The 23,222-nt window shown below is 40.9% G+C and carries 26 protein-coding genes and 5 tRNA genes; 23 read left to right on the plus strand and 8 right to left on the minus strand.

Annotated features, from left to right (window positions below):
• The first annotated feature begins 205 nt into the window (after positions 1–205).
• The 5 genes from B9Y89_RS11325 to B9Y89_RS11345 all read left to right on the plus strand — a co-directional run bounded on the left by B9Y89_RS11325 (position 206) and on the right by B9Y89_RS11345 (position 5,542).
• Complete coding sequence (locus B9Y89_RS11325) at positions 206–1,345, plus strand: acyl-CoA dehydrogenase family protein (protein ID WP_085523339.1); 1,140 nt, start codon at positions 206–208, stop codon at positions 1,343–1,345.
• A 100-nt stretch (positions 1,346–1,445) separates the two neighbouring features.
• On the plus strand, positions 1,446–3,065 hold the full coding sequence (locus tag B9Y89_RS11330) for an AMP-binding protein (protein ID WP_085523340.1): 1,620 nt from the start codon (positions 1,446–1,448) through the stop codon (positions 3,063–3,065).
• Between the two features lie 203 nt (positions 3,066–3,268).
• A complete protein-coding gene (gene cccA / locus B9Y89_RS11335; RefSeq protein ID WP_085523341.1) occupies positions 3,269–3,628 on the plus strand; it encodes a cytochrome c550 in 360 nt (119 codons plus the stop codon).
• Positions 3,629–3,710: 82 nt separating this feature from the next.
• A complete protein-coding gene (locus B9Y89_RS11340) occupies positions 3,711–4,430 on the plus strand; it encodes a tRNA (adenine(22)-N(1))-methyltransferase (protein ID WP_085523342.1) in 720 nt (239 codons plus the stop codon).
• Positions 4,415–5,542, plus strand: coding sequence for a Nif3-like dinuclear metal center hexameric protein (locus B9Y89_RS11345; RefSeq protein ID WP_085523343.1), 1,128 nt, complete (start codon positions 4,415–4,417; stop codon positions 5,540–5,542). Before B9Y89_RS11340 ends, B9Y89_RS11345 begins: the two co-directional genes overlap by 16 nt.
• 129 nt (positions 5,543–5,671) lie before the next feature.
• Here B9Y89_RS11345 and B9Y89_RS11350 read toward each other — a convergent pair whose 3' ends face one another.
• Both B9Y89_RS11350 and vrrA read right to left on the minus strand, forming a co-directional pair.
• Positions 5,672–6,658, minus strand: a complete 987-nt coding sequence (locus tag B9Y89_RS11350; protein WP_085523344.1) for a 4-hydroxy-3-methylbut-2-enyl diphosphate reductase — start codon at positions 6,656–6,658, stop codon at positions 5,672–5,674.
• A gap of 88 nt (positions 6,659–6,746) precedes the next feature.
• Positions 6,747–7,301: a VrrA/YqfQ family protein gene (gene vrrA / locus B9Y89_RS11355; RefSeq protein WP_085523345.1), complete on the minus strand. Its 555-nt coding sequence runs from the start codon at positions 7,299–7,301 to the stop codon at positions 6,747–6,749.
• A 135-nt stretch (positions 7,302–7,436) separates the two neighbouring features.
• Here vrrA and B9Y89_RS11360 point away from each other — a divergent pair, with 135 nt between their 5' ends.
• A complete protein-coding gene (locus B9Y89_RS11360; RefSeq protein WP_085523346.1) occupies positions 7,437–8,330 on the plus strand; it encodes a deoxyribonuclease IV in 894 nt (297 codons plus the stop codon).
• A 30-nt stretch (positions 8,331–8,360) separates the two neighbouring features.
• Here B9Y89_RS11360 and B9Y89_RS11365 read toward each other — a convergent pair whose 3' ends face one another.
• A complete protein-coding gene (locus B9Y89_RS11365; protein WP_085523347.1) occupies positions 8,361–8,612 on the minus strand; it encodes a DUF2624 family protein in 252 nt (83 codons plus the stop codon).
• Between the two features lie 307 nt (positions 8,613–8,919).
• Here B9Y89_RS11365 and B9Y89_RS11370 point away from each other — a divergent pair, with 307 nt between their 5' ends.
• From B9Y89_RS11370 to B9Y89_RS11380, 3 genes are all read left to right on the plus strand, one after another.
• Entirely contained in the window at positions 8,920–9,846 is a 927-nt protein-coding gene (locus tag B9Y89_RS11370) for a two-component system sensor histidine kinase NtrB (protein WP_139822791.1), read from the plus strand.
• Positions 9,847–9,927: 81 nt separating this feature from the next.
• Entirely contained in the window at positions 9,928–10,320 is a 393-nt protein-coding gene (locus B9Y89_RS11375) for a hypothetical protein (RefSeq protein ID WP_085523349.1), read from the plus strand.
• Positions 10,321–10,402: 82 nt separating this feature from the next.
• Entirely contained in the window at positions 10,403–10,987 is a 585-nt protein-coding gene (locus B9Y89_RS11380; protein WP_085523350.1) for a nitroreductase family protein, read from the plus strand.
• 42 nt (positions 10,988–11,029) lie between these two features.
• On the opposite strand, the gene ispG is transcribed toward B9Y89_RS11380, so the two are convergent.
• Both ispG and B9Y89_RS11390 read right to left on the minus strand, forming a co-directional pair.
• Positions 11,030–12,142, minus strand: coding sequence for a flavodoxin-dependent (E)-4-hydroxy-3-methylbut-2-enyl-diphosphate synthase (gene ispG, locus B9Y89_RS11385; RefSeq protein WP_085523351.1), 1,113 nt, complete (start codon positions 12,140–12,142; stop codon positions 11,030–11,032).
• 108 nt (positions 12,143–12,250) lie between these two features.
• Positions 12,251–12,562 carry a hypothetical protein gene (locus tag B9Y89_RS11390; protein WP_085523352.1) on the minus strand — a complete coding sequence of 104 codons (312 nt, stop codon included), beginning with the start codon at positions 12,560–12,562 and terminating at the stop codon, positions 12,251–12,253.
• A 132-nt stretch (positions 12,563–12,694) separates the two neighbouring features.
• Between B9Y89_RS11390 and B9Y89_RS11395 the strand changes: the two genes are divergently transcribed.
• From B9Y89_RS11395 to B9Y89_RS11435, 9 genes are all read left to right on the plus strand, one after another.
• Positions 12,695–13,342: an NfeD family protein gene (locus B9Y89_RS11395; RefSeq protein WP_139822792.1), complete on the plus strand. Its 648-nt coding sequence runs from the start codon at positions 12,695–12,697 to the stop codon at positions 13,340–13,342.
• 367 nt (positions 13,343–13,709) lie between these two features.
• Positions 13,710–13,784: transfer RNA gene (locus B9Y89_RS11400), tRNA-Asn, on the plus strand.
• A 7-nt stretch (positions 13,785–13,791) separates the two neighbouring features.
• A tRNA-Met gene (locus B9Y89_RS11405) sits at positions 13,792–13,868 on the plus strand.
• A gap of 11 nt (positions 13,869–13,879) precedes the next feature.
• A tRNA-His gene (locus B9Y89_RS11410) sits at positions 13,880–13,955 on the plus strand.
• 26 nt (positions 13,956–13,981) lie between these two features.
• Positions 13,982–14,058: transfer RNA gene (locus B9Y89_RS11415), tRNA-Ile, on the plus strand.
• Between the two features lie 198 nt (positions 14,059–14,256).
• Positions 14,257–14,330: transfer RNA gene (locus tag B9Y89_RS11420), tRNA-Met, on the plus strand.
• A gap of 150 nt (positions 14,331–14,480) precedes the next feature.
• A complete protein-coding gene (locus tag B9Y89_RS11425; RefSeq protein ID WP_085523353.1) occupies positions 14,481–15,089 on the plus strand; it encodes a superoxide dismutase in 609 nt (202 codons plus the stop codon).
• A gap of 127 nt (positions 15,090–15,216) precedes the next feature.
• On the plus strand, positions 15,217–16,518 hold the full coding sequence (locus B9Y89_RS11430; protein ID WP_139822844.1) for an MFS transporter: 1,302 nt from the start codon (positions 15,217–15,219) through the stop codon (positions 16,516–16,518).
• 92 nt (positions 16,519–16,610) lie between these two features.
• On the plus strand, positions 16,611–18,665 hold the full coding sequence (locus tag B9Y89_RS11435; protein WP_085523355.1) for a peptidoglycan D,D-transpeptidase FtsI family protein: 2,055 nt from the start codon (positions 16,611–16,613) through the stop codon (positions 18,663–18,665).
• A 73-nt stretch (positions 18,666–18,738) separates the two neighbouring features.
• Here the strand turns inward: B9Y89_RS11435 and B9Y89_RS11440 are convergent, their stop codons facing one another.
• Together B9Y89_RS11440 and B9Y89_RS11445 are read right to left on the minus strand one after the other, a co-directional pair.
• A complete protein-coding gene (locus B9Y89_RS11440) occupies positions 18,739–19,239 on the minus strand; it encodes an endolytic transglycosylase MltG (protein ID WP_085523356.1) in 501 nt (166 codons plus the stop codon).
• Complete coding sequence (locus B9Y89_RS11445) at positions 19,240–19,458, minus strand: hypothetical protein (protein ID WP_085523357.1); 219 nt, start codon at positions 19,456–19,458, stop codon at positions 19,240–19,242.
• 223 nt (positions 19,459–19,681) lie between these two features.
• On the opposite strand from B9Y89_RS11445, the gene rpmG reads away from it, so the two are divergent.
• The 5 genes from rpmG to B9Y89_RS11470 all read left to right on the plus strand — a co-directional run bounded on the left by rpmG (position 19,682) and on the right by B9Y89_RS11470 (position 22,224).
• Entirely contained in the window at positions 19,682–19,837 is a 156-nt protein-coding gene (gene rpmG, locus B9Y89_RS11450) for a 50S ribosomal protein L33 (protein ID WP_085523358.1), read from the plus strand.
• Between the two features lie 212 nt (positions 19,838–20,049).
• Complete coding sequence (locus tag B9Y89_RS11455; RefSeq protein WP_085523359.1) at positions 20,050–20,601, plus strand: 5-formyltetrahydrofolate cyclo-ligase; 552 nt, start codon at positions 20,050–20,052, stop codon at positions 20,599–20,601.
• On the plus strand, positions 20,595–21,389 hold the full coding sequence (locus B9Y89_RS11460; RefSeq protein WP_085523360.1) for a DUF92 domain-containing protein: 795 nt from the start codon (positions 20,595–20,597) through the stop codon (positions 21,387–21,389). Before B9Y89_RS11455 ends, B9Y89_RS11460 begins: the two co-directional genes overlap by 7 nt.
• The gene (mobA, locus tag B9Y89_RS11465; protein ID WP_085523361.1) at positions 21,353–21,961 is read left to right on the plus strand and encodes a molybdenum cofactor guanylyltransferase; all 609 of its coding nucleotides are present in this window, start codon (positions 21,353–21,355) and stop codon (positions 21,959–21,961) included. The genes B9Y89_RS11460 and mobA overlap by 37 nt, the downstream gene beginning before the upstream one ends.
• A gap of 47 nt (positions 21,962–22,008) precedes the next feature.
• Entirely contained in the window at positions 22,009–22,224 is a 216-nt protein-coding gene (locus B9Y89_RS11470; RefSeq protein WP_085523362.1) for a hypothetical protein, read from the plus strand.
• Here the strand turns inward: B9Y89_RS11470 and B9Y89_RS11475 are convergent.
• Positions 22,221–23,090, minus strand: a complete 870-nt coding sequence (locus tag B9Y89_RS11475) for a hypothetical protein (RefSeq protein ID WP_085523363.1) — start codon at positions 23,088–23,090, stop codon at positions 22,221–22,223. The genes B9Y89_RS11470 and B9Y89_RS11475 overlap by 4 nt on opposite strands.
• Between the last annotated feature and the right edge of the window lie 132 nt (positions 23,091–23,222).

Raw genomic sequence — 23,222 nt, forward strand, 5'->3', positions numbered from 1 at the left:
GACTTTTTGAACGATTTGCAAACGCTATTTTCGTCGAAGTTTGTAAAAAAATGTTGTCCACATGACAAAAAAGCTTGTGCAGCCTATTATGGCAGTCACCACTTGAAATACAAAATTAATTTAGAGATTGAAATGCCAGTGACCCTCCCTTTATAATAAAGAAAGCGCATACATATATTTTATATGTTGGAGAGGGGAGAAAATGATGAATTATGAATTAAACGAGGAACAAAACATGATTCAAAAAATGATGCGGGAGTTTGCTGAGGAAGTAGTCGCTCCTGGTGCGATTGAACGCGATAAAAGTAAAGCCTTTCCTGAAACAATTTTTAAACAACTAGGTGATTTAGGTATTTTAGGACTACCATTTCCTGAAGCTTACGGAGGAAGTGGAGCAGATACTATTAGTTTTGCAATTGCTACCGAGGAACTCAGCCGTGTATGTGGATCTACAGGTATTACCTATTCAGCTCATGTGTCGCTCGGAGGCGCACCATTAAATTTATTTGGTACGGACAAACAAAAACAGGATCATCTCGTTCCTATTTGTACAGGTGATGCTTTGGGGGCTTTCGGTTTAACGGAACCCAATGCGGGTTCGGATGCCGGAGGTACGGAAACAGAAGCCTATCTAGAGGGGGGTGAGTGGGTCATTAATGGAAGCAAGTCGTATATTACGAATGCTAGCTATGCCCAAGTTGTACCACTCACAGCTGTCACAGATAAAAAGGGTGAGGATAAGGAGATTACCTCCATCATTGTTCCAAGGAATGTGGAGGGTTTCTCCGTCAACACCCCTTATGACAAAATGGGCTTAAATGCATCAAATACGACTGAATTGTATTTGAATGATGTTCGGGTTCCTGAAGACTATGTTTTGGGCCATCGAGGCGAAGGGTTTAAACAATTTCTTATTACGTTGGATGGAGGACGAATTGGGATTGGTGCGATGGCAGTAGGTATTGCTCAAGGTGCTTATGAACGCGCACTTACTTATGCAAAAGAACGGCGCCAATTTAATCGACCCATCGGGACATTTCAAGCCATTCAATTTAAGTTAGCTGATATGGCAATGAAAGTTGAACTGGCCCGTTCAATGGTCTATAAAGCTGCATGGCTGAAAGATGTGGGGAAATCGTTTAAAAAGGAAGCCGCAATGTGTAAACTTTATGCTTCTGAAGTGTGTATGGATATTTGTCGCGACGCCATTCAAATTCACGGCGGGAATGGTTATATGCGTGAATACGAAGTTGAGCGATTCATGCGTGATGCTAAGCTTTTGGAAATTGGAGAAGGGACTTCGGAAATTCAGCGAATGGTGATTGCTCGCGAAATTGGCTGCTAGTGATAATAAAAATAAATCATTCTATGGGTGTTGGAGAGGACCTATGTCAAACATCACGACATATCTCAGGCTAAATATTTTTATAAATAGGGTGATGGTTATGGCAAGGTTCATTGACAAGACAATTGGACAATTACTTCAAGATCGAACGCAAGTCAACGGAAATGATGAAGCTATCGTGTATCCTGACGAAGGGATCCGCTGGAATTATCAGACGTTTGCATACAAGACAAAACAATTAGCCAAAGGTTTGATGGCTCTTGGTATTCAAAAAGGAGAACATATTGCTGTCTGGGCAAACAATGTTCCCGAATGGATATTACTTCAGTTTGCATCCGCCCGTATGGGAGCGGTGCTGGTAACCGTCAATACGAATTATCGTGAAAGCGAATTAGAATACTTGCTCAAGCAATCGGATAGTACCCATCTTTTTCTCGTAGATGGTTTTAAAGACGTCTCTTATACTGACATTGCTCGAAATATTAAAAATAGTGGCGTCTGTCCAGAATTGCAACGGTTAGTCTATATAGGTGCTCAAAATGTGGGAGATATGACATCATTTGAACAATTATACGATATTGCTGAGGCCGTTAGTGATGATGAATTGGTCAGTCGTGAACAATTACTGAGCCCCAATGAAGTGATTAATATGCAATATACTTCAGGAACAACAGGATTTCCAAAGGGGGTTATGCTTAGTCATCACAATATCGTTAATAATGCTTACCAAGTAGCTATGGCGATGGGCTTGGACCATGGTGACCGTTTATGCATACCAGTACCTTTCTTTCATTGCTTTGGATGTGTGATGAGTATTGTAGCGAGTGTCGCGGTTGGAGCTGTTATGGTTCCGGTGGTATCCTTTGAACCAGAAACCGTTTTACAAACGGTTGAGAGTGAAAAATGTACCGCTTTACAAGGCGTACCGACAATGTTTATCGCAGAACTAAATCACCCGAAGTTTAATGACTATGACATCTCGACTTTAAAAAAAGGTATTATGGCCGGATCACCATGTCCAATGGAAATCATGAATAAAGTTATTGAACAAATGGGAATGACGGATGTCACGATTGCTTATGGGCAAACGGAGTCCTCCCCTGTGATAACGCAAACTAGGACAAATGATACTGTTTCTCGTAAGGTTGATACAGTTGGTCAGGTTTTGCCTTTAGTAGAAGCCAAAGTCGTTGAACCTGAAACAGGAAAGGAATTGCCTGCAGGGCATCAAGGGGAATTATGCACCCGTGGTTATCATGTGATGGCAGGCTATTATAAAAACCACGTAGCAACTAAACAGGTGATTGATGACCAAGGATGGCTACACACCGGTGATTTGGCCACAGTGGATGTTGAAGGATATTACAAGATTACCGGCCGGCTTAAAGATATGATCATTCGTGGTGGCGAGAATTTATATCCACGTGAAATTGAAGAGTTTTTATATTCACATCCAGCTGTTAAAGATGTTCAAGTTGTAGGTGTACCGGATAGAAGATTCGGAGAAATTGTGGTGGCCTATGTACAGCTTATTAATGAAAACGATTGCTCGGAATATGAATTAAAGGCTTATTGCAAGGGACGTATCGCGACATATAAAATTCCTGCTCATTTCTTCTTCGTATCAAGTTATCCGATGACAGCATCAGGTAAAATTCAAAAATATAAACTACGTAAGCAAGCAATCAATGCATTGGAACAGAGTGAAAATCATCTTTGATGAACAGTATGTTTTTCAAAATCAGAGGTAAAATAAAATTATCATGACGAAAATTTGAACAAAGAGTGACAAAACAAGTGATGAGTTGCCCCTTTTCTTGTATTTCGAAATACAGTAAAATATAATAAGTATTAGACTTGTCCATTTTAAATACATATACTTATTGATGGGATCTAAGGTTTTGCTAAGGAGGTAGTTCAATCATGAAACGGAATCCGATTATACCATTTGCGACAATTGCTGTTCTTGGCATTGTTCTTATGATTGTTCTAGGAGCTTTTGGTATGAATGAAGTTCAAAAGAAACAAGCTGAGAATGATGAACCGAAGAAGGAACAGAAATCTAATATGGCATCGCAGCCACCGGAAAAAATTTATTCCAACAATTGTGCAAGTTGTCATGGTAATAATTTACAAGGTGCTATGGGTCCGAAATTAAAGGGAAATGATTTATCCAAAGATGCTATTCAGACTCAGATTAAAGAAGGCGGCGGCGGTATGCCACCAGGGGTTATTAAAGGGGAAGCGGCACAAAAAGTCGCAGAATGGCTAACGAAACAATAAAAGATCGCAGGATGAACGATCACTGTTAACAGTGATCGTTTTTCTTCATGTAAACAAGTCAAAGCTAGGTTGGTGATGTTATTTGATTCAAGCAATTGATATTTCTGAACGGTTAAAGGTGATTACGACACTTATTCCTGATGACACCCATGTTTTGGCGGATATAGGCAGTGATCATGCCTATCTTCCATGTTATGCTTATCAGATGGGTAAAGTTAACAATGCAATCGCTGGAGAAGTGGGTTATGGGCCGTTACGATCTGCTGAACAGACGATCAAAACGTGGGAGTTGCAATCGGTTATCGAAACGAGGCAAGGTGATGGGTTGGCTGTTCTCGAATACGCTGAAGCTGATGTCGTTGTGATTGCAGGTATGGGTGGAGCATTAATCCGGGATATTCTTGCAGCTGGACATCAAATCTTAAGCCCAACCACGACTTTGTTACTTCAGCCCAATAACTGTGAGCCTGAAGTAAGAGGCTGGTTAAATGATGAAGGGTGGGCCATTCATTCTGAACGATTGATCCAGGAAAACGGTCATTATTATGAAATCATTTGTGCTGATCGATCGCGTCAACCCGGAAGTCTAAGTCGCAAGGAGCTACTATTTGGGCCAATATTGCTACATAATCCTAGTGATCCAGCGTTTAGGGCCAAATGGAGTCATGAATGGGATAAACGCAAGAAGATTCTATCGTCTTTATCAAAAGCTACAATGGCAGCATCGGTACAAGAAAAAAAACGTCGGTTTCAGAGAGAACAATCATACATAGAGGAGGTATTATCATGGGAAAAAACTTAAAGGGCCAGACACTGATTCAAGCCTTTGAATCATGGGCGCCTAAATCGCTCGCATTTAATGATGATCGAAATCGCATCGGATTACAAATCGGAACATTAGACAAACCCATCAACAAAGTCATGGTTACATTGGATGTGCTAAGCACAACGGTCGATGAGGCGATCGAGCAAGGCGTCGATTTGATTATTGCCCACCATGCTGTAATATTCAAGCCGCTGAAGGATATGCGTACAGACCGCGGGCAAAGCCAAATTGTAGCGAAGTGTGTCCAACATAACATTGCTGTCTATATTGCGCATACGAATTTGGATATTGCTCAAGGTGGCATCAATGATATGTTAGCCGAGTGTCTAGGCGTACATCATACAGAGATTTTAGTTCCGACCCAATCAGAGCAGCTCTATAAACTTGCTGTCTATGTTCCTGACTCCCATGCGGATCAGCTTCGCTCGTCGCTAGGTGCAGCAGGTGCCGGTTATATCGGTCACTACAGTCATTGTACCTATAACATACAAGGGGTTGGAACTTTTATGCCTGAGGATGGAACGAATCCTTATATTGGGCAGAGCGGGACGCTTGAAAAAGTTAATGAAGTCAAGGTTGAGACAGTCGTCCCAGAAAGTGATGTTAAACGAGTTGTTGCTAAGATGTTAAAAGCTCATCCTTATGAAGAGCCAGCCTATGATGTTTATTTGCTGAAAAGCGAAGGCAAGGCCTTTGGGTTAGGGCGAATGGGAACACTGCCATCACCCCTGTCATTGCAGGCGTTGGCCGAAGACGTCAAAATGAAACTGGGACTTGATGGTGTTCGAGTCGTTGGCCATTTAGATGATAATATAAAATCCGTTGCCATCCTTGGTGGCGATGGCACAAGCTTTATGAAGACGGCAGCTTTTAAGGGGGCTGATGTTCTCATTACCGGCGATATCGACTATCACACAGGACACGACGCAATTCTAGAGGGGCTAAATATTATTGATGCCGGGCATTATATTGAAAAAGTGATGATTGCCGGTGTTGCTGAATTTCTCGATACATTTATTAAGAACCAAGGTTACGATGCTGAAGTGGTGAAAACGAATGTTGATACCAACCCATTTCAGTTTATTTAAATGGCTTTTTTTCGTTGGGGTCTCACTTTGGTCATGTACCGCAGGAGTCTAAGTGTATTTGGGCGGCTAACAGCATCTAACAGTTTTTTATAAAAAGCAAATTAATACAGAAGTAGAGAAACACGGAACCTAGCTTTGAGGTTCCGTGTTTCTTCTTGGTCGTGCTTTATTTTTCTTTAATTTAACCTTTGGAAGAATGTTCTTACCGCGTGTTACGGTCTGTTTTTTCTCCCAAGTGTCTGGATCGTTAGGGTCAAATTGGTCGATAAATAGAACGACTTCTTTGGTGAGTTGTGTTGGTGTGGAAGCACCAGCAGTAACGGCTACTTTTTGACAATCTTTCAGCCAATCGATATTGAGCTCTGATAAGTCAGCGATTCGATGCGCAGGTGTGCCAGCGACTTCTTGGGACACCTGCGCCAAACGATTAGAATTGTTACTGCGCGGGTCGCCGACAACAACAAGCAAATCGGCGTCTTGGGCCTGTTCAGCAACGGCTTCTTGCCGTGTTTGGGTTGCCAAGCAAATTTCATTATGAATCGTTGCCTGTGGATATTTTTCTTGAATATGATTCATAATCTCACGGACATCCCACTGACTCATAGTCGTTTGGTTTGTGATAATAATCCGGTCATTTTGGATATTTAATTGATCAACATCATCATGCGTTTCGACAAGATGGACGATATCCGGTGCAACGCCCATTGCACCTTCGGGTTCAGGATGGCCTTTTTTACCAATATAAATGACTTCATAACCTTCTTGCCTTTTATCCCTTATTAAGTCATGGGTCTTGGTAACGTCAGGACAGGTGGCATCAATGGTTGTTAAACCTTTATCATCAGCCATTTGACGGACTTCGGGCGAAACACCATGAGCTGTGAAAATCACTGTACCTTGGTTAATCTCTTGCAAGAGATCAAGCCTTTTTTTTCCGTCTAGTGTGATAATATCTTCTTCCTCAAAAGCTTCAGTCACATGATTGTTATGAACAATCATGCCTAAAATATATATCGGACGCGGTAATTCAGGGTTCATGGCCGCTTTTCGAGCGATGACCATAGCATCAACAACCCCGTAACAATAGCCACGTGGAGATATTTTTGTGACTTCCATAAAAGTCTATGCCTCCTTGTACACAAGGACTTTTTCTTTTCTCATTATACAAGAGGCATAGCAATTAAACAATGAATGAAACATGAAATTAAATATATAATTTGGGAACGGATGGTTTCACTTTAATTTCGTCGGACTCCTCGATGTTTTTTTGACGGCGTTTTCGGTTGGATGATGGTGCTTTTGGTTGTTTATTGATATTTTTTTGCTCCTGGTTTGTGGCATCTTGATGAGCATCATGGTGCGCTGATGATGCATCATGATGCTGATGATCGTCTTTTGTTTCCCTTTCTTCAGTGCTAGTATCTTCACCAGAATTGGCTTGAATGTCTCTAAACGCTTTAGCCATCTTAAGCATCTGCGGTACATTTTTAACCATGGGACCGTATTTTTGAACCATTGGGCCATATTTTTGTATCATAGGTATGACGGTTTGCGCTGTTTTGATAGCTTTTTGCGCATTTTGCAATAATCCACCGCCACCTGTTCCACTGACTAGACCCGATAACTGGCTAGCGTTTTGTAAGCCTTGACCCATTGACCCCGGATTCATAGTTGGCCCGGGAAATCCACCACCTGGTCCAAAAGGGGGTTGACCAAAGCCCGATGTCGGCATTTGACTACTTTGTTTAAATGGAAACATGGCGCGCCTCCTTTCTAGTCAAACCATGCTGATATATTTTATGCACGTCAAACGAAACAGTGTTTGTTGGACAAGTTATTCCCTTCTAGGGAAAAGAGTATGTTAAAATTATTATATTAGAAGGAGGATGATCGGATGGCTAAAATAGGTTCACATGTATCCATGAAGGGTGACAAGATGTTACTCGGGGCAAGCGAAGAAGCCCTGTCGTATGGGGCGAATACGTTCATGATTTATACGGGTGCCCCGCAGAATACAAAACGTAAAGCAATTGATAAACTAAATATTGAGGCAGGTAAAGACCATATGGAGACACACGGCATGGAAGATATTGTTGTGCACGCTCCTTATATTATAAATATCGCTAATACACAAAAACCGGAAACCTTTCAAATTGGTGTTGAATTTTTGCGTAAAGAAATTGACCGAACGGAAGCATTGGGAGCGAAACAAATTGTGTTACATCCAGGATCGCATGTGGGAGCCGGGGTTGATGCAGGTATCACGAAAATTATTGAAGGCCTTAATGAAGTGCTAACACCTGATGATAACGTTCAGATTGCTTTAGAAACGATGGCTGGTAAGGGATCTGAGTGTGGTTTTGAATTTGAACACCTTGCTCAAATTATGGATGGTGTCACTCATAATGAACACCTATCCGTTTGTTTTGATACATGTCACACTCATGATGCCGGGTATGATGTCGTTAATGATTTTGATGGCGTTCTTGAGACTTTTGATAGTATTATTGGATTGGACAAGCTTAAGGTCATTCATATTAATGACAGTAAAAATCCTCAAGGTGCGCGAAAAGACCGGCATGCGAATATTGGTACTGGCTATATCGGGTTTGACGCTATTAATAAAGTGGTTCATCATGATCAGCTTTCACACTTGCCGAAGATTTTGGAAACCCCTTATGTTGGTGAAGACAAAAAGAATAAAAAACCACCGTATGCTTTTGAAATTCAAATGTTGCGTGAACAATCATTTAATGATGATTTAATTGAAGATATTATCAATCAGTAAGACGAGGGGGTGTCCCTCGTCTTTTTAACATTATAAAAGCCGATCCAGTAATCCTTTAATGTCACGGGCTAAATCTGGATGTGTAGCTGCGAGCTGTTTTAGGGCTGTTTGCCTTTGGCTTTTATTAAAGATATCCACGTCCTGTTGTTGTAAAATACCTAACACCTTTTCAGCCTCATCCTGTTTGATTTTGAATCCATACTGTTTAGCTAGTTTCACTAATCCGCTTGGTGTTAGTTGGTTGATCTTCTGGTTCAACATCTGACGAAACATTGAATTCATTGATTCACACCTCTCATCATCTACTCTTAGTCAACATATGACGTTACCAAGATGATTGTGAGGTATTCTTTATGAAAGAATTTATGACAATATTCGACAATTGAAAACGAAGCCTGTCTAAGAATATTTAGTTATAGAACCTATATAAATTATTAAGATTTTAGTATAATAAACATAGAATGAGTTTCAAAAGTCAAGGGAGGGGTTTGCCATTTTTGATCCGTCGACAACCTCAGCAGATGACTTCGCCAAAACTGATGATCTGACTTTTGATATACGGTTGACATTATCTTTGGACGGTAAAATTTTGACATACAATCAAAACGCCCGTCAATATGTTATGGGCAACGGTGATTTATTTTTTGATCATTTTCCCCCTGATTCTCAGAACCAAGTGTTGACATTTTTAAATAAAATTTCCCAATCTCATCAGCTCATTGAAGACTGGCTATGTCAAAAATGTGATGATCATCTTGATTTCATTCATTATCGAGGGAAATTCATTAACGGTAATATTCAATTAGTGGGTCAACAGCAGAACTGGGGAGAAAGAATTGACGGAATCTTGAAACACAAACAGCAAATGGAATCGGTTTCTTATTTGTCTGCCGGATTTGCTCATGAATTACGGAATCCACTATCTGTAATTAAAGGGTTTATTCAATTGTCAGCGTTGACGGGAGATATCGATAAATATTATCAGACGATCACCTCAGAGATCGACAGAATGAATGGCATTATTGATGACTTCTTATCACTGTCCCGAAAGTCTCCTAAAAAAGCGGAATATCAGCCGCATGAATTGTTTGAATCATTGGTATCACTGATTCGTGCTGAATGTTTGCTGCAGAGTATTGAATTGGACTGCCGTTTTGAGCCTTCAAATCGTCAATTAAGTTTAAATAAATCGATGATAAAACAAATCATTTTAAACTTATTGCGAAATTCGATTGAGGCATTCGAAGAAAATCAAAAAAAGCGACATTTTTACATATATGGAACGGTGGATGCTTCGGGTTACAAAATTGAAGTAAGTGATAATGGCCCCGGGATGAAACAAGAAGTGATTGATCAATTAGGCAAGCCTTTTTTTACGACGAAAGAGAGCGGGACAGGGATTGGCATTCCTTTATGCAAAAAGATTGTTTTGGATCATGGTGGACAATTTCATATTGACAGCACATTGGGACAAGGGACAACAGTGACTTTATTTTTTCCATTTTCTAAAGGTTGATTCTGATTTTTTAGCTAGGATAATCATCTGGTCATGTACACATACTATTGGTGATCCTATATTGGAAAGTGAGGGATCACGATGGCAGATGAGCATGAGGAACGACGTAAAGACGAGAAAAAGGATCCGTCGTTACACGAAGAAGACAAAGTGATGGACGGCACTCGGACAACGGATGGTGAGGAAAAGTACCTGGAAGAGACAGCGGCTGAACCAGCCGGTGATGAGCGATTGATGAATCATAAGGCAGTTGGTCCAACAAACATGGATCAAGCTGAAGGGACAGGTATGGGTTGGCTAGCTTTAGCCCTATCCATTGTTGCGCTGTTTTTCCTCCCCGTTATAATGGGTGCAGCCGGGATCATTATTGGCTTTATCGCTAGAAGACAAGGTGCAGGTGCTCTTGGCGGTTGGGCGATTGGTATTGGAGCGGCCGCCATTTTAATTACTCTTTTTGCTGCACCACTTTTATAGAAAAATCTAAGGGGTATTCCATGAAAATGGGGATACCCCTGTTTTTTGTTTCATATACTTATTCGGGAGGGGATGCTGATATATGGATGTAAATGAAGCTATAAAAACAAGGCGTTCTGTACGAAAGGTGTCTGACAAGGTGCCTGATCGGGAAACGATTAATAGCATTTTAGAGAGCGGTCGATGGGCCCCGAATCACTTTAAAACGGAACCTTATCATTTTGAAGTGTTAATCGGTGAAGGGCGTCAAAAATTAGGAAATGTTTACGGGAATATTAATATTGAACAGTTACAGAATCCAACGGATCAAACGAAAGAACAGGTATATGGACGGGGAATGGAAAAGGCTTATCGTGCACCTGTTGTTATTGTTGTTAAAGTGGAACCAAGTGATCGGGAACAAGTTGTGTTCCTAGAAGAGATCGCTTCAACTTCGTGTGCTGTTCAGAATATGCTCCTAACCATTCATAATCTTGGTCTTGGAGCGATTTGGCGAACGGGTCAACCTTCTTATCATGAAAAGATGAAAGAGGCCTTTAATGTTTCGGAGAATGGATTGGTTCTGGGGTATATTTACCTTGGTTATCCTGTGGATGAAAGCGATCCGCCGAAGAAACGGTCACTTAATGACGTCGTTACATGGACAGAGAACGCAACACGGCAATAAAAAAGATGGGATCATCGTAAGATGAATCCCATCTTTTTTAAATCAGGCCTCAGTTGTTTCTTTTTTCTTTGCTTCATTGTCGTAGTGTTCTTGTGCCAAGATGTCGACTTCTTTTTTCAACTCTTCAACCATGGTATCTTCAGGCACTTTCCGAACGACCTCACCGTGTTTGAATAAGAGGCCTTCACCTTTACCACCAGCAATGCCAATGTCCGCTTCACGCGCTTCACCGGGACCGTTAACAGCACAACCAAGAACGGCAACTTTAATAGGGGCTTTGATTTGTTGAATATACTCTTCAACTTCATCAACGACTTTGAAAAGATCCATTTGAATCCGTCCGCAGGTTGGGCAGGAAATCAATGTGGCTGCATTGGAGGCTAAACCAAAAGTTTTTAAGAGCTCACGAGCAACTTTGACTTCTTGGACAGGATCAGTGGATAGTGAAATTCTCATTGTATTGCCAATCCCTTGATGTAAAAGAACGCCTAGACCAGCTGAACTCTTAATAGATCCAGAAAATTTTGTACCCGATTCTGTAATGCCGAGATGAAGCGGGTAATCAAAGGCCTTGGAGGCTTTTTCATAGGCTTCAACGGCAAGGTGGACATCTGACGCCTTCATGGAAACAACAATATCATGGAAGTCGAGGTCTTCAAGAATTTTAATATGCGCTAAAGCACTTTCCACCATACCATCAGCTGTTGGATAACCGTATTTTTCTACAATGTGGCGTTCAAGTGAGCCCGCGTTAACGCCGATACGAATCGGGATCCCTTTGTCTTTGGCAGCTGTAACAACTGCTTCAACTTTATCCCGACTACCGATATTGCCCGGGTTGATTCTAATTTTATCAGCGCCGCCTTCGATCGCTTTTAAGGCTAGTTTGTAGTTAAAATGAATGTCAACGACTAAAGGAATATTAATGCGTTGCTTAATCTCTGGTATAGCGTCAGCCGCTGCATCATCGGGGCAAGCAACACGAACAATTTGACATCCGGCTTCTTCCAATCGTTCGATTTCGGCGACAGTCGCTTCGACGTCATGAGTTTTCGTTGTTGTCATACTTTGGATGATAAGTTCATTAGAACCGCCAATGGTGAGGTCACCAACGTTTACTTGGCGTGTTTGTGTTCGATGGGTGATTTCTGACATAAACCCGATCGCTCCTTTATATATAGGGAAATATTTATCCCTGATAATCATTTCATATGAACATTACTATTGTAGCAAGTCTTGTATGGATTCGGCAACAGATAGAATTTAGTATAAAGGAAAAGCGTATACTTTGTCGATCTGAATTTGATTGGGGTCAACGCCATTATTTAAGTGTTTAAAATCGGCCATGATTTGTTTAATGGATGTTTTTTGCTGAGGATTTAATTGTTCTACAATGGATAGGACAGTGTCCCCAGGTCCAACTTTAACGTTCTTATGAGGTTGAGAAGACTTACTGGGTTCTTTTATATCAACTGATTGTTTGGAAACAGCTTTAGGCAATGTACCGGTCGTTAAATCATGATAACTTGTCCATATAAATAAAATGAGAACACATAAAAAGAAAAGTTTTTTCATACAGAACACCTCCTCGAGCGGTCGGGCGGTTTTTCCTTATGTCTATGCTTGTCCCACCCGATATATAACCTATGATTTGAAACTTTTTTATCAACAGTTCGTAAAAACAAAGATAGGGAAGGAGGAGACTTTGTGGCATTATTATCATATCCATTTATGGGATTTGTGGTTATTTTGTTAGCATCGGTATTATTATTTGGTGAAGTGCTCGTTAAGGTCCGAGGGGTATTTGGCACTATTGGCTCTGGATTATTTGTTATGTTTTTATCTTATCATTTAACGGATTCATCACCGCTTGGAATGATTTTATTATTGGCTGTCGGAATTGTATTAATTATCATTGATGGGCAAATCTTTAATAATGGGACGGTCGCGGTTATCGGGATCATCATGATGTTACTCGCCTGTGTACTGCCGGTTCCGTCTATTCTTTATGGCACTTTAGTTGGTCTTGCTTTCATCATTGGTTTAACTGCTTCGTTTTTGTTTTTAAAAAGTTTTCAACCAAGGGATTATTGGTCACGTCTGACGTTAAAAGACCAGCTAACCAGCGAGCAAGGTTATAATTCCATGAATGAAGGGTATCGAGATTTGGTTGGAAAAACGGGGAGAGCTAAAACGCCGTTCCGGCCCGTTGGAACCATCATAATCGATGGGGTCACCTATAGCGCCGTTACAAGTGGTGAATGGATTGAACCGGGTGAACAAGTGATAGTGAAAGATGTTGATGGAACCAAAATCTTAATTCAATCCCAAAAAGGAGATGCTCCATCCAATTGAGCGGAGATCTCCTACTTTTTTGAACACTTCGAATCCTAATTAAGGGTATTGCATCTTCGGACAATCCATGCTATATTTAATTCCGTTGCCGCATTGAACGGTCAACAAAAATTATATCAATAACTTTTGAAAAAAAGTTATTGACACTTAAAACTAACGCATGATATAATATTTATTGTCGCGTTAACGACAAAGCGTAGTTATTACATACACTTATTCAGCAATATTAAATTATTCCGCAGTAGCTCAGTGGTAAAGCACCTAGCGTTACTTCGCCGAATAGGCTACGCTGAGGGATACGAACTTTGTATTCCGAACCCTAGACAATATTTTGTCTCGTTTCTAACTTTAACAAAGTCTATATTATTCCGCAGTAGCTCAGTGGTAGAGCAATCGGCTGTTAACCGATCGGTCGTAGGTTCGAATCCTACCTGCGGAGCCAATACAATGGCGGTGTAGCTCAGCTGGCTAGAGCGTACGGTTCATACCCGTGAGGTCGGGGGTTCGATCCCCTCCACCGCTACCATATTTATTTTGGCGGATGTGGCGAAGTGGTCAACGCATCGGATTGTGGTTCCGACATTCGTGGGTTCGAGCCCCATCATCCGCCCCATTTTTACATCGGGCCTTGTATATCCTGGACCCTTAGCTCAGTTGGTCAGAGCTGACGGCTCATAACCGTCCGGTCGTAGGTTCGAGTCCTACAGGGTCCACCAGAAATTATCACATTTTATTGTTTTCCTGCATAAGATTATGATCATTGGATATACTAAGTTATAGGTTCGAATCGACGCAGGATGGAGCACTCAAGCAATACATCATCGAGTGGACTACGCTGAGTATCGCCAAAGAATACTCAAGCGTTACGAATCATTCTTCTTCGAGAATGCTTCGTCCGTAAACTTTATTATCGACGCGGGATGGAGCAGTTCGGTAGCTCGTCGGGCTCATAACCCGAAGGTCGCAGGTTCGAATCCTGCTCCCGCAATACCGAGAAAAGCTCAGTCTTTAAAGACTGAGCTTTTCTACGTTTATCAGTGTTTATTAATTGAATTTAAGGGGTAAATCTGATAATGTAAAAAGTGGAAGGGATCAGTGATACAAGCCCTTTCAAATTCTACATAGGAGGAGATTAATTATGGCTTACGAATTGCCTGATTTGCCTTATGATTACAACGCCTTAGAACCACATATTGATGAAGAAACGATGCGGATCCACCATGATAAACACCATGGTACTTATGTAAACAAAGTGAATGCTGCTCTTGAGGGTCACGATGATTTAGCCAGCAAATCCATTGAAGACCTTATTAGGAATTTGGACTCTGTCCCAGAAGACATTCACACAGCTGTTCGAAACAACGGCGGCGGTCATGTGAACCATTCTCTATTTTGGAAAGTGATGTCCCCGAATGGTGGCGGTGAACCAACCGGTGCTGTCGGCGATGCAATTAAACAAAAATGGGGCAGCTATGACAGCTTTAAAGATGCTTTTGCTAAAGCAGCTGCTGGTCGTTTCGGTTCCGGTTGGGCTTGGTTAGTCGTTAATAATGGCGGCTTGGAAATCATGAGCACACCTAACCAAGACTCACCTTTATCAGAGGGTCTGACACCGGTTCTAGGTCTTGATGTTTGGGAGCATGCTTACTATCTTAAATATCAAAACAAACGTCCTGATTATATTCAAGCGTTCTTCAACGTTATTAATTGGGATGAAGTGAACAAGCGCTACGAAGCTGCAAAATAGGCAAAATTTGTTACAACCTCCGGCAACCTCAAGCCGGAGGTTTTTTTATGGCTGCTTTGAGTATATATTGTTTCGCATGACACAAAATACAGTTAGTATAGAAAGTAAGGGAGTCATTTCAATGAACATTAAAGTCATGCGAAAAGTTTTTGGTGAAGAGGATGTCCCTAAAGATCTCTTACTTTTATTGCTTATCAGCGGGTTATTTTTTTTAAGCATTGCGTTGTCCAATACATTCGTCAACATTTTTTTATGGAAACATACAAAAAGTTTTGTTGATCTCGGTTTATATAACTTAATGATTGTCATATTTCAACCTTTAACCTTTTTATTAGCTGGACGTTTAGCTAAAAAAGTTGATCGTGTCATTGTTCTACGGCTAGGGGTCATTTTTCTTGCGCTCTTTTTTATCTCTGTTTTAATCTTAGGTTCAAAAACAAATGATTATCTTTTGTTATTTGGAACCTTATTGGGTGTAGGATACGGTTTTTATTGGTTGGCATTTAATGTATTAACCTTTGAAATCACTGAGCCGGAGACTCGTGACTTTTTTAATGGCTTTCAAGGAATTTTATCATCGATTGCTGGCATGGTGGGTCCGATCTCAGCAGGTTGGATGATTTCGTCACTGGAGGAGTATACGGGTTACAAATTAATTTTTGGTATATCCCTAGCATTATTTACGATTGCAATTATCACAAGTTGGTTTTTAAAGCGGCGTCCTGCAAGCGGTCATTTTACCTTTAGGCGTATTATAAAGGAACGAAAAAATAATATTGACTGGAGGGGCATTCTTTACGCTCACTTCTTTCAAGGCTTACGTGAAGGGACTTTCATGTTTGTCATTGTTCTCTGGGTATTTATTGCTACAGGAAGTGAACTGTCCTTGGGTAAGTTTGGACTCATTGAGTCGGGAGCGATGTTTCTAGGTTATTATTTGGCATCACGTTTGATAAAACCAAAATTCCGTAAAAAATCCATCTTCGTTGCTGGAATAGTATTGTACATGTCCATTTATTTAATCTTATTTAATCTTACTTATCCGCTGCTCATTACCTATGGCATTATCAGTGCCTTGGCATTTCCGTTTTTGGTTGTTCCTTATGGATCGTTAACGTTTGATGTGATTGGTAAAGGATGGAAGGCAGCAGAGAAACGGATCGAATACATCGTTGTCCGTGAGTTGTTTTATAACTCAGGTAGGGTTATTTCAATTTTACTTTTTTTAGGAATGGTATCGATTTTCGGTGATTACAGTATCAAGTATTTACTTATGGTCATCGGCATAGGGCATGTCGCCGTATTTTTCTTTATCCGGCATATCACACTTAAGAAAAGTCCTGATCCTGAGCCTGATCCTAAATCGGAAGAAACGTCTGCAAAACGCCGTAACAACCAGCTTGACGAAGAGAGCGGGTCAACGATATAAGGGACTGCTAAAAACACAATTTTATAGTACAATTAAGACACCACATATTATGGGTGTCTTTTTTTAGTTGATGATGGATTGGAGTGATTCGTTTGGATCAAGAAAAAGAAAAAAAGCGAAAGAAAAATCGGTTGCCGTTTCGTTTAAATATACTATTTTTAGTTGTGTTCGTCGCCTTTTCTTTATTGATTATGCGGCTGGGTGTTGTCCAAATTGTCCAAGGTGAAGACTATGTTCGGGAACTAGAAGCTACGCAAACCGTAACAGCAAAGATGGATGCCACTCGCGGAACTATGTATGATACGAATGGAGATTTATTGGTCGGAAATGACGGCAAACCCGCCATTTATTTTATCCGTCATCCGGGGACCACACAGGACAAAACATTGAAGTTAGCTCAAAAATTACATGAGTATATTGATCCAAATCAGGAGATGATGGATAAAATCACCGAGCGTGATTTGAAGGACTATTATATTTTAAAACATCCGGAAGTAAAGAAAGAAAAGCTTACAACAAAAGAGTTTAACGGCGATAACGCTTATGATTTAATATTAAAGCGGGTTAAGATGAAGGCGGTGAAGCAGGCGATATCGCCGGAGGAAAAGCAACTCATTGCCATCAAGCGACAATTCGATGCGTCATCGAACTTAACACCTCACATTATTAAGAAAGGGTTAACAGATCAAGAACAGGCCTTAGTTGGCGCTCATTTAGATGAATTTAACGGCACCATTAAATTAAGTTTGGCGTCAAAAAGAAAATATCCGAATGGCAAAAAGTTCTTCTTTGGGAATGTCAATAAGATTCCAGAAGCGGAAATCGATGAGTATCTGGCAAAAGGCTATAACCGGAATGACTATATTGGTACGAGCTTTTTAGAAAGACAGTATGAAGATATTTTGCGAGGGGTGCCAACGAAGCTCGTCTACACAACCAAAGACAATGATCCCGTTGGCACACCGAAAAGAATTGAAGGCCGACGCGGTTATGATTTGCAACTGACGGTGAATTCCAAACTTCAAAAGAAAGTTGAGAAGATCGTAAAGCAGCAGTTACAAACAGCGAGGGCCCGTAGCGGTAATGACGAATTAAAAAGCGCGTATGCTGTTGCCATGAATCCAAATACTGGGGCCATATTATCAATGGCTGGCTGGCGTTATAATAAGGATGAACACAAGCTTGTCCCTCATTCCATCGGAACGACGACGAATGGCTTTGAACCCGGTTCAGCTATTAAAGGTGCGACTGTATCAGCTGGCTTCCAAGCCAATGCTTTACCGGGTGGAAGTTCCCATGCTTTTGTTGAGGACCAACCGATCAAAGTACCGGGGACCAATGATTTTTCATCGTATACATCGGGTATTGCTAGTATTAATACGATCGGTGCATTGGAACAATCCTCCAATATCTATATGGGATTGATCGCTGCGAATTTGGCTGGTTTTGATTATCACGATGCTGGCGGAGTTTATGATATGACTTTCCATACAGGGGAAAAATTTAAAGAAGCTTATAACATCATGAAGGATGTGTATGCACAATTTGGTTTAGGTGTTCAAACAGGGGTTGATGTACCCTCAGAAGGAACAGGTTATGACGGTGGTTTACCTACGGAAGCAGGTAGCTTGCTCTATTATGCCATTGGTCAGTACGATCAATATACACCCCTGCAACTAGCACAATACGTTTCGACCATTGCCAATGATGGTTATCGCATGGCACCGCATTTCTTAAAATCGGTGCATATGTCGAATGGTCAAGATGGTCAACTTGGAAAAACGTTATATTCCTATGAACCGCAATTAATGAATAAAATCAAGAATTCAGAAAGTGATATTAAGACGGTTCAAAAAGGCCTTTGGCAAGTCACGCATGGGAGTCATGGTACAGGGAACGACCTCGGCGCCTCAAAATATGCGAAATATAGAATTGCAGCTAAGACTGGAACAGCACAGGTCGGTCAGCCCGGTGATGGTTTATACAATTTAACACTAGCGGGTTATGCGCCATATAACGATCCGCAAATTGCTGTATCAGTTGTTATTCCGGAAATTCAAAATGACAGACATGATAATTTGAAAATCGGCGGTAAAATTATTAAAGCATTTTTTGATATGAAAAATAATCAAGGATCTAAAGAATAATAAAAATGGCACATGAAACGTCATGTGCCATTTTTAGATAAAAAATAAGGGTAACCCCATTTTGAGGTTACCCTTATTTTGTGATTTTATCGGCGACTTCAGACATCGACATATCACTGGAAAGCTTGTATTTTCCAATTTGAACACCTGTTGCCAGATTGTGATTCTCTAAGTAATCTTGGAATTTGTCGCCGCTTTTTATGATCTTCTGCTTAACAAGTTCATCGATAACATCTTGAGTTGACATGCCTTGTTTGACAGCAATAGTCGCTTTCGTTATATCTTTTGACGGATTATCTTGAGCTTGTTCATCCGAAGTCTTTTTCTGTTTGTCATCGCTGTTTTCTTTCTTATTATCTTGTCCTTTATTTTTCTGCCATTTGGTATAGGCATCGGCATCCACGGCCTCTAGTCCATGTTCTTCTAAGTATTGTTGCACGGTTGATTCCGTCAGTGCTTGTTTCGATTCATCTGGTTGATCGAACGGCGCAAAGACTTGAAAGTAGAAGAACCCAACAACCGCACTGGTCACTAGAATCCCAGAAGCAAAGGCACGCATGGTTTCCTTAGTCATTTAATGATCACCCTTCTGGTCGTCATCATGGTTGTCGTCGATCATGAGCTCTTCTTCAATGAGCCTCACTTTTTTCTTTAATTTATACAGTTCTTGCATCGTGGTAATGGATGTGCCCTCAATTTGATTTTCTAGTTGTTTCATGCTGCTTTCTTTAAAGAATGACAACACTAATAAAACAATGCCAATTAGCATTAACCCAACGAGTAAATAACCCAATGTGTAATCCTCCTATATGCTGTCTCCAATTACTTATATCATAAATTGATAGTGTCATAAAAGAGAACAAAGCAAAAAGAAAGAAAAATGTAATGTTTTGTCGTATTTTGTTATGAGTGTACATTATTTAGAGTGATCATTATTGAATTGGGGCTGGGAGTTTGATAAACTAGATAAGTGTTTGCACTTGAATAAATGAAACTGAAAGCTGGGAGGGATAGGCATGCGTGTCCAAGTAACACTTGAATGCACAGAATCAGGTGACCGTAATTATATCACGAGTAAAAATAAAAAGAACGATGAAGGACGCATTGAAATGATGAAATACAGTCCGCGTCTTAAAAAGCACACATTACACCGTGAAACGAAGTCAAAATAAACAGTGGGCAACCCCCTACTGTTTATTTTTTTACACTAAAAGAATATATAAACTTCCTTCAGAACGATGTTCGACTAAAACGCCACGTCCTGTGGCAACGCCGAACTGACTCTCATCCTGAGAGATCAAGTGTAACTAAGGCTTTCACCATTTAGGCTTGGTGATAAGCCAAGTTTTCTTTATATATCGTGGGAATAGGAAGGAGGTCAAAGATGAAAACGGCCTATCGCAATCAAGGGAAAACGGTATTAAAAAATTTGACATTGTCAGAACGTCAAGCAGCCTGTCAGCAAATTTATGAGCGTTTATATCGGCAACCGGAATGGCTACAAGCACAAACTGTGGGTATCACGATTTCCCGGGAAATGGAAATTGATACAACGCCAATCATCCGTCAACTCTGGCAAGATGGGAGGACAGTTGCTGTGCCTAAATGTTTGCCTGAAACAAAACAGTTAGTGTTTCGGGCATTAACAGATTTCGATCAACTGGAAGTGGTCTATTATGATTTGGAAGAGCCCAAGCCGTCTATCACCCCCATTATTCACTCGGACGAAATGGATCTTGTTTTAGTTCCAGGTTTGCTTTTTTCTAAGAATGGCTATCGGATCGGATATGGCGGTGGCTACTATGATCGGTTCTTGCCCGCCTATGAGGGTGCCTCCATAAGTCTTGCCTTTGATTCTCAGGTGGTTGAATCTCTACCAACAGACCACTATGACCAGCCGGTTGATAAAATTGTGACGCCGGGACATATATGGTAAACAGTCTAGCTGTCGTCGCATTATTATTGGCTGCCTGGTTTAGCTTGAAAAAGCAAGTACTTACGCGTTCTGCAGGTGTAGCAATGGTGATCATGGGCAGCGTGATCACTTTTTCCTTGGGTATTGGCGCTCTCATATTAATGTTTTTGTTCTTTTCAACATCCAGCATGCTAACCGGTCGCAGTAACCGCGAATCCTCGCAGACACGATCTCTAATCCAAGTGTTGGCGAATGGCGGTATCCCGATGCTGGCAGCAATGGGCAACTGGATCGTTCCGCACTCAGTGTGGTTTATCATTTACATAGCCTGTATTGGAGCTGCTAATTCAGATACTTGGGCATCGGAATGGGGCAAACGTTCGTCAAAACTTCCCTATCATTGGCAATTAGGACGCCGGGTAACAGTGGGTTTGTCTGGTGCTATCAGTTTGTCAGGGACAATCGCTTCTCTGTTGGGCGCGCTATTCATCGTGTGTTGTGGCGTTTTGATACTGCCGATATTTCCTAAACCAACTTTTATTTGGATTATTTTACTCACGTTGACTGCTTGGTTGGGACAATGGGTGGATACATGGCTAGGCGGCTTTTGCCAAGGAAGGTTTCGGTGTTCTGAGTGTGGTTGTTTGACCGATCATGATACGCATTGTCATCAACCCGCTGTGCTTGTTCACGGGTATGGTTGGATGACGAACAGTATGGTAAATAGCTTAGCTTCTTTTTCATCAGGTATAGCAGGAGGAGGGATATATCTATGGTTTCTGTCGATGAACTGGGTGCCGCCATTTTAGCAGGCGGGGCATCACGGCGTTTTGGTTCCCATAAATCACTTGCCCTTTTGCATGGAAAGACGATGGTAGAATCAGCTGTCGCCTCTGTCAAGCCATTGACCAACAACATGGTTATTGTCTCACATCCCGATATTCACAATAATTTAGAACAGATGACAGGTCTTCCGACAATGGTCGATGAAGAACGATTTCAAGGACACGGGCCATTAGCAGGCATCTATTCAGCTTTTCAACGTTTAAATAAGGAATGGTTAATGGTCGTTCCTTGTGATGTCCCGAATCTTAGTGAATCATTTTTACGATGGCTCTTGTCATGTGGAGAACATGAGAAGAGCATCGATGGGATCATACCGCGGAGTGAAGGACGTCTGCAGCCCTTAATAGCGGTCTATCATCGGAATTCTGTACCGGTGATTGAAAAGTTATTAAATAAAGGTCAGCGCCGGATGCAAGACCTAATTGAACAGATGAGGTTCAGGATTGTTTCCGCGGATGGTCATTTTCCACCCGAGACGTTTGTCAATGTGAATGATCGGCAAACTTTGAATGAATTCGTCAATTCGGATGGATAACCTGCCAACTTTTGATAAATATTAATAGATAGAAGGAGGTTGGCAAGGTGAAACATCGTTTAATGAAGTTTGCTGTTATGTCATTGATTATTTATGTCGTTTATCAAAATCGTCATGGTATTATTCGGTCGATGATCGGATTTCTCGGTCTTCGCCACTTACTGGAGTCCGGCAATATCCAAAAGATGTTATCAAATATCTTTACGGCATCTAATGGTGGTCATGCAAGTGAACAACATTCAAGCCAGCAGTCAGAAGGCTAAATGCTTTGCTTCAACAAATGGATCTTTCCTGACTTACTTCTAAATACGGTTAGAATGACGGATTGGTCTTTTGAATAGAAAATCAGCGGCATAGAACTGCCAATGGCTGATACAGGTGTTTGTCCTTCATTCTGAATACCCAAAACATAATTTTTGTATATCCCTTCCCACAGTTGGCTAATCACTCTGTGGGTTGTTTTTTGGTCCAGACCTGGTAGTGAATGGGATTGGTAAACGTGCAAATAGGTCAAGGGGAAAATATGATAATTAGATAAACGTAAGCCATATTTTTTTTGAGCTTGTTCGATGATATATTGTCTTTCCTGATGCACAGCGCGTGAGAGAACATGATACCATTCTTGTTGTTCGGGAGTGACAGGAATTTGAAAAGCCGAAAGTTGACTGTAAGGGGATGCCATGACATAAAGATGGTCATACGTCATCACATCCTTACTTGTAATTTTTGCATCACTCGAAGGATGAATTTCTGCATAATGCAATGTTAAGGCTTCAAAGTGACCGCTATCATTGAATGATAAAGTCTTTTCCTGAACAAGTGTTTGAGTAGTTTGCTCCCATTTATTCGATATATCTGTCAGTTTTCCGTCTTCAAATAGCAAAGAGACATCTTGACGGAGATAGGCAGGAACACGACTTTCTGATTGGACATTCCATATGATATTGTAATCTTCCCGTTGTTTTAGATTCTGGACATTCAGTGAACTTAATGTTTTTTTAAATGAAAAGTGAGGGTCCTCTGGAAAATAGGTAATACTATGTCGGATCTCGTTCGATTTATTATAAGCAAACCAAGCTAGGGCAGTAACCAAAGCGGCCAAAATAATGAGATAACGTTTCCGAAACATATGTAACCAGCCCCCCACGAGTTCATGTTTGTCACATTGTATGCTGAGTGGGACAACTTATATGTCAAAATAAGTTGATTGATTTGTCCTCAAAGTATAATCCTACTTTAGTTGGTCAAACATGGAGAATAC

Origin of the sequence: Tuberibacillus sp. Marseille-P3662 (genome assembly GCF_900178005.1) — a bacterium.
Classification (GTDB): Bacteria; Bacillota; Bacilli; order Bacillales; family Sporolactobacillaceae; genus Marseille-P3662.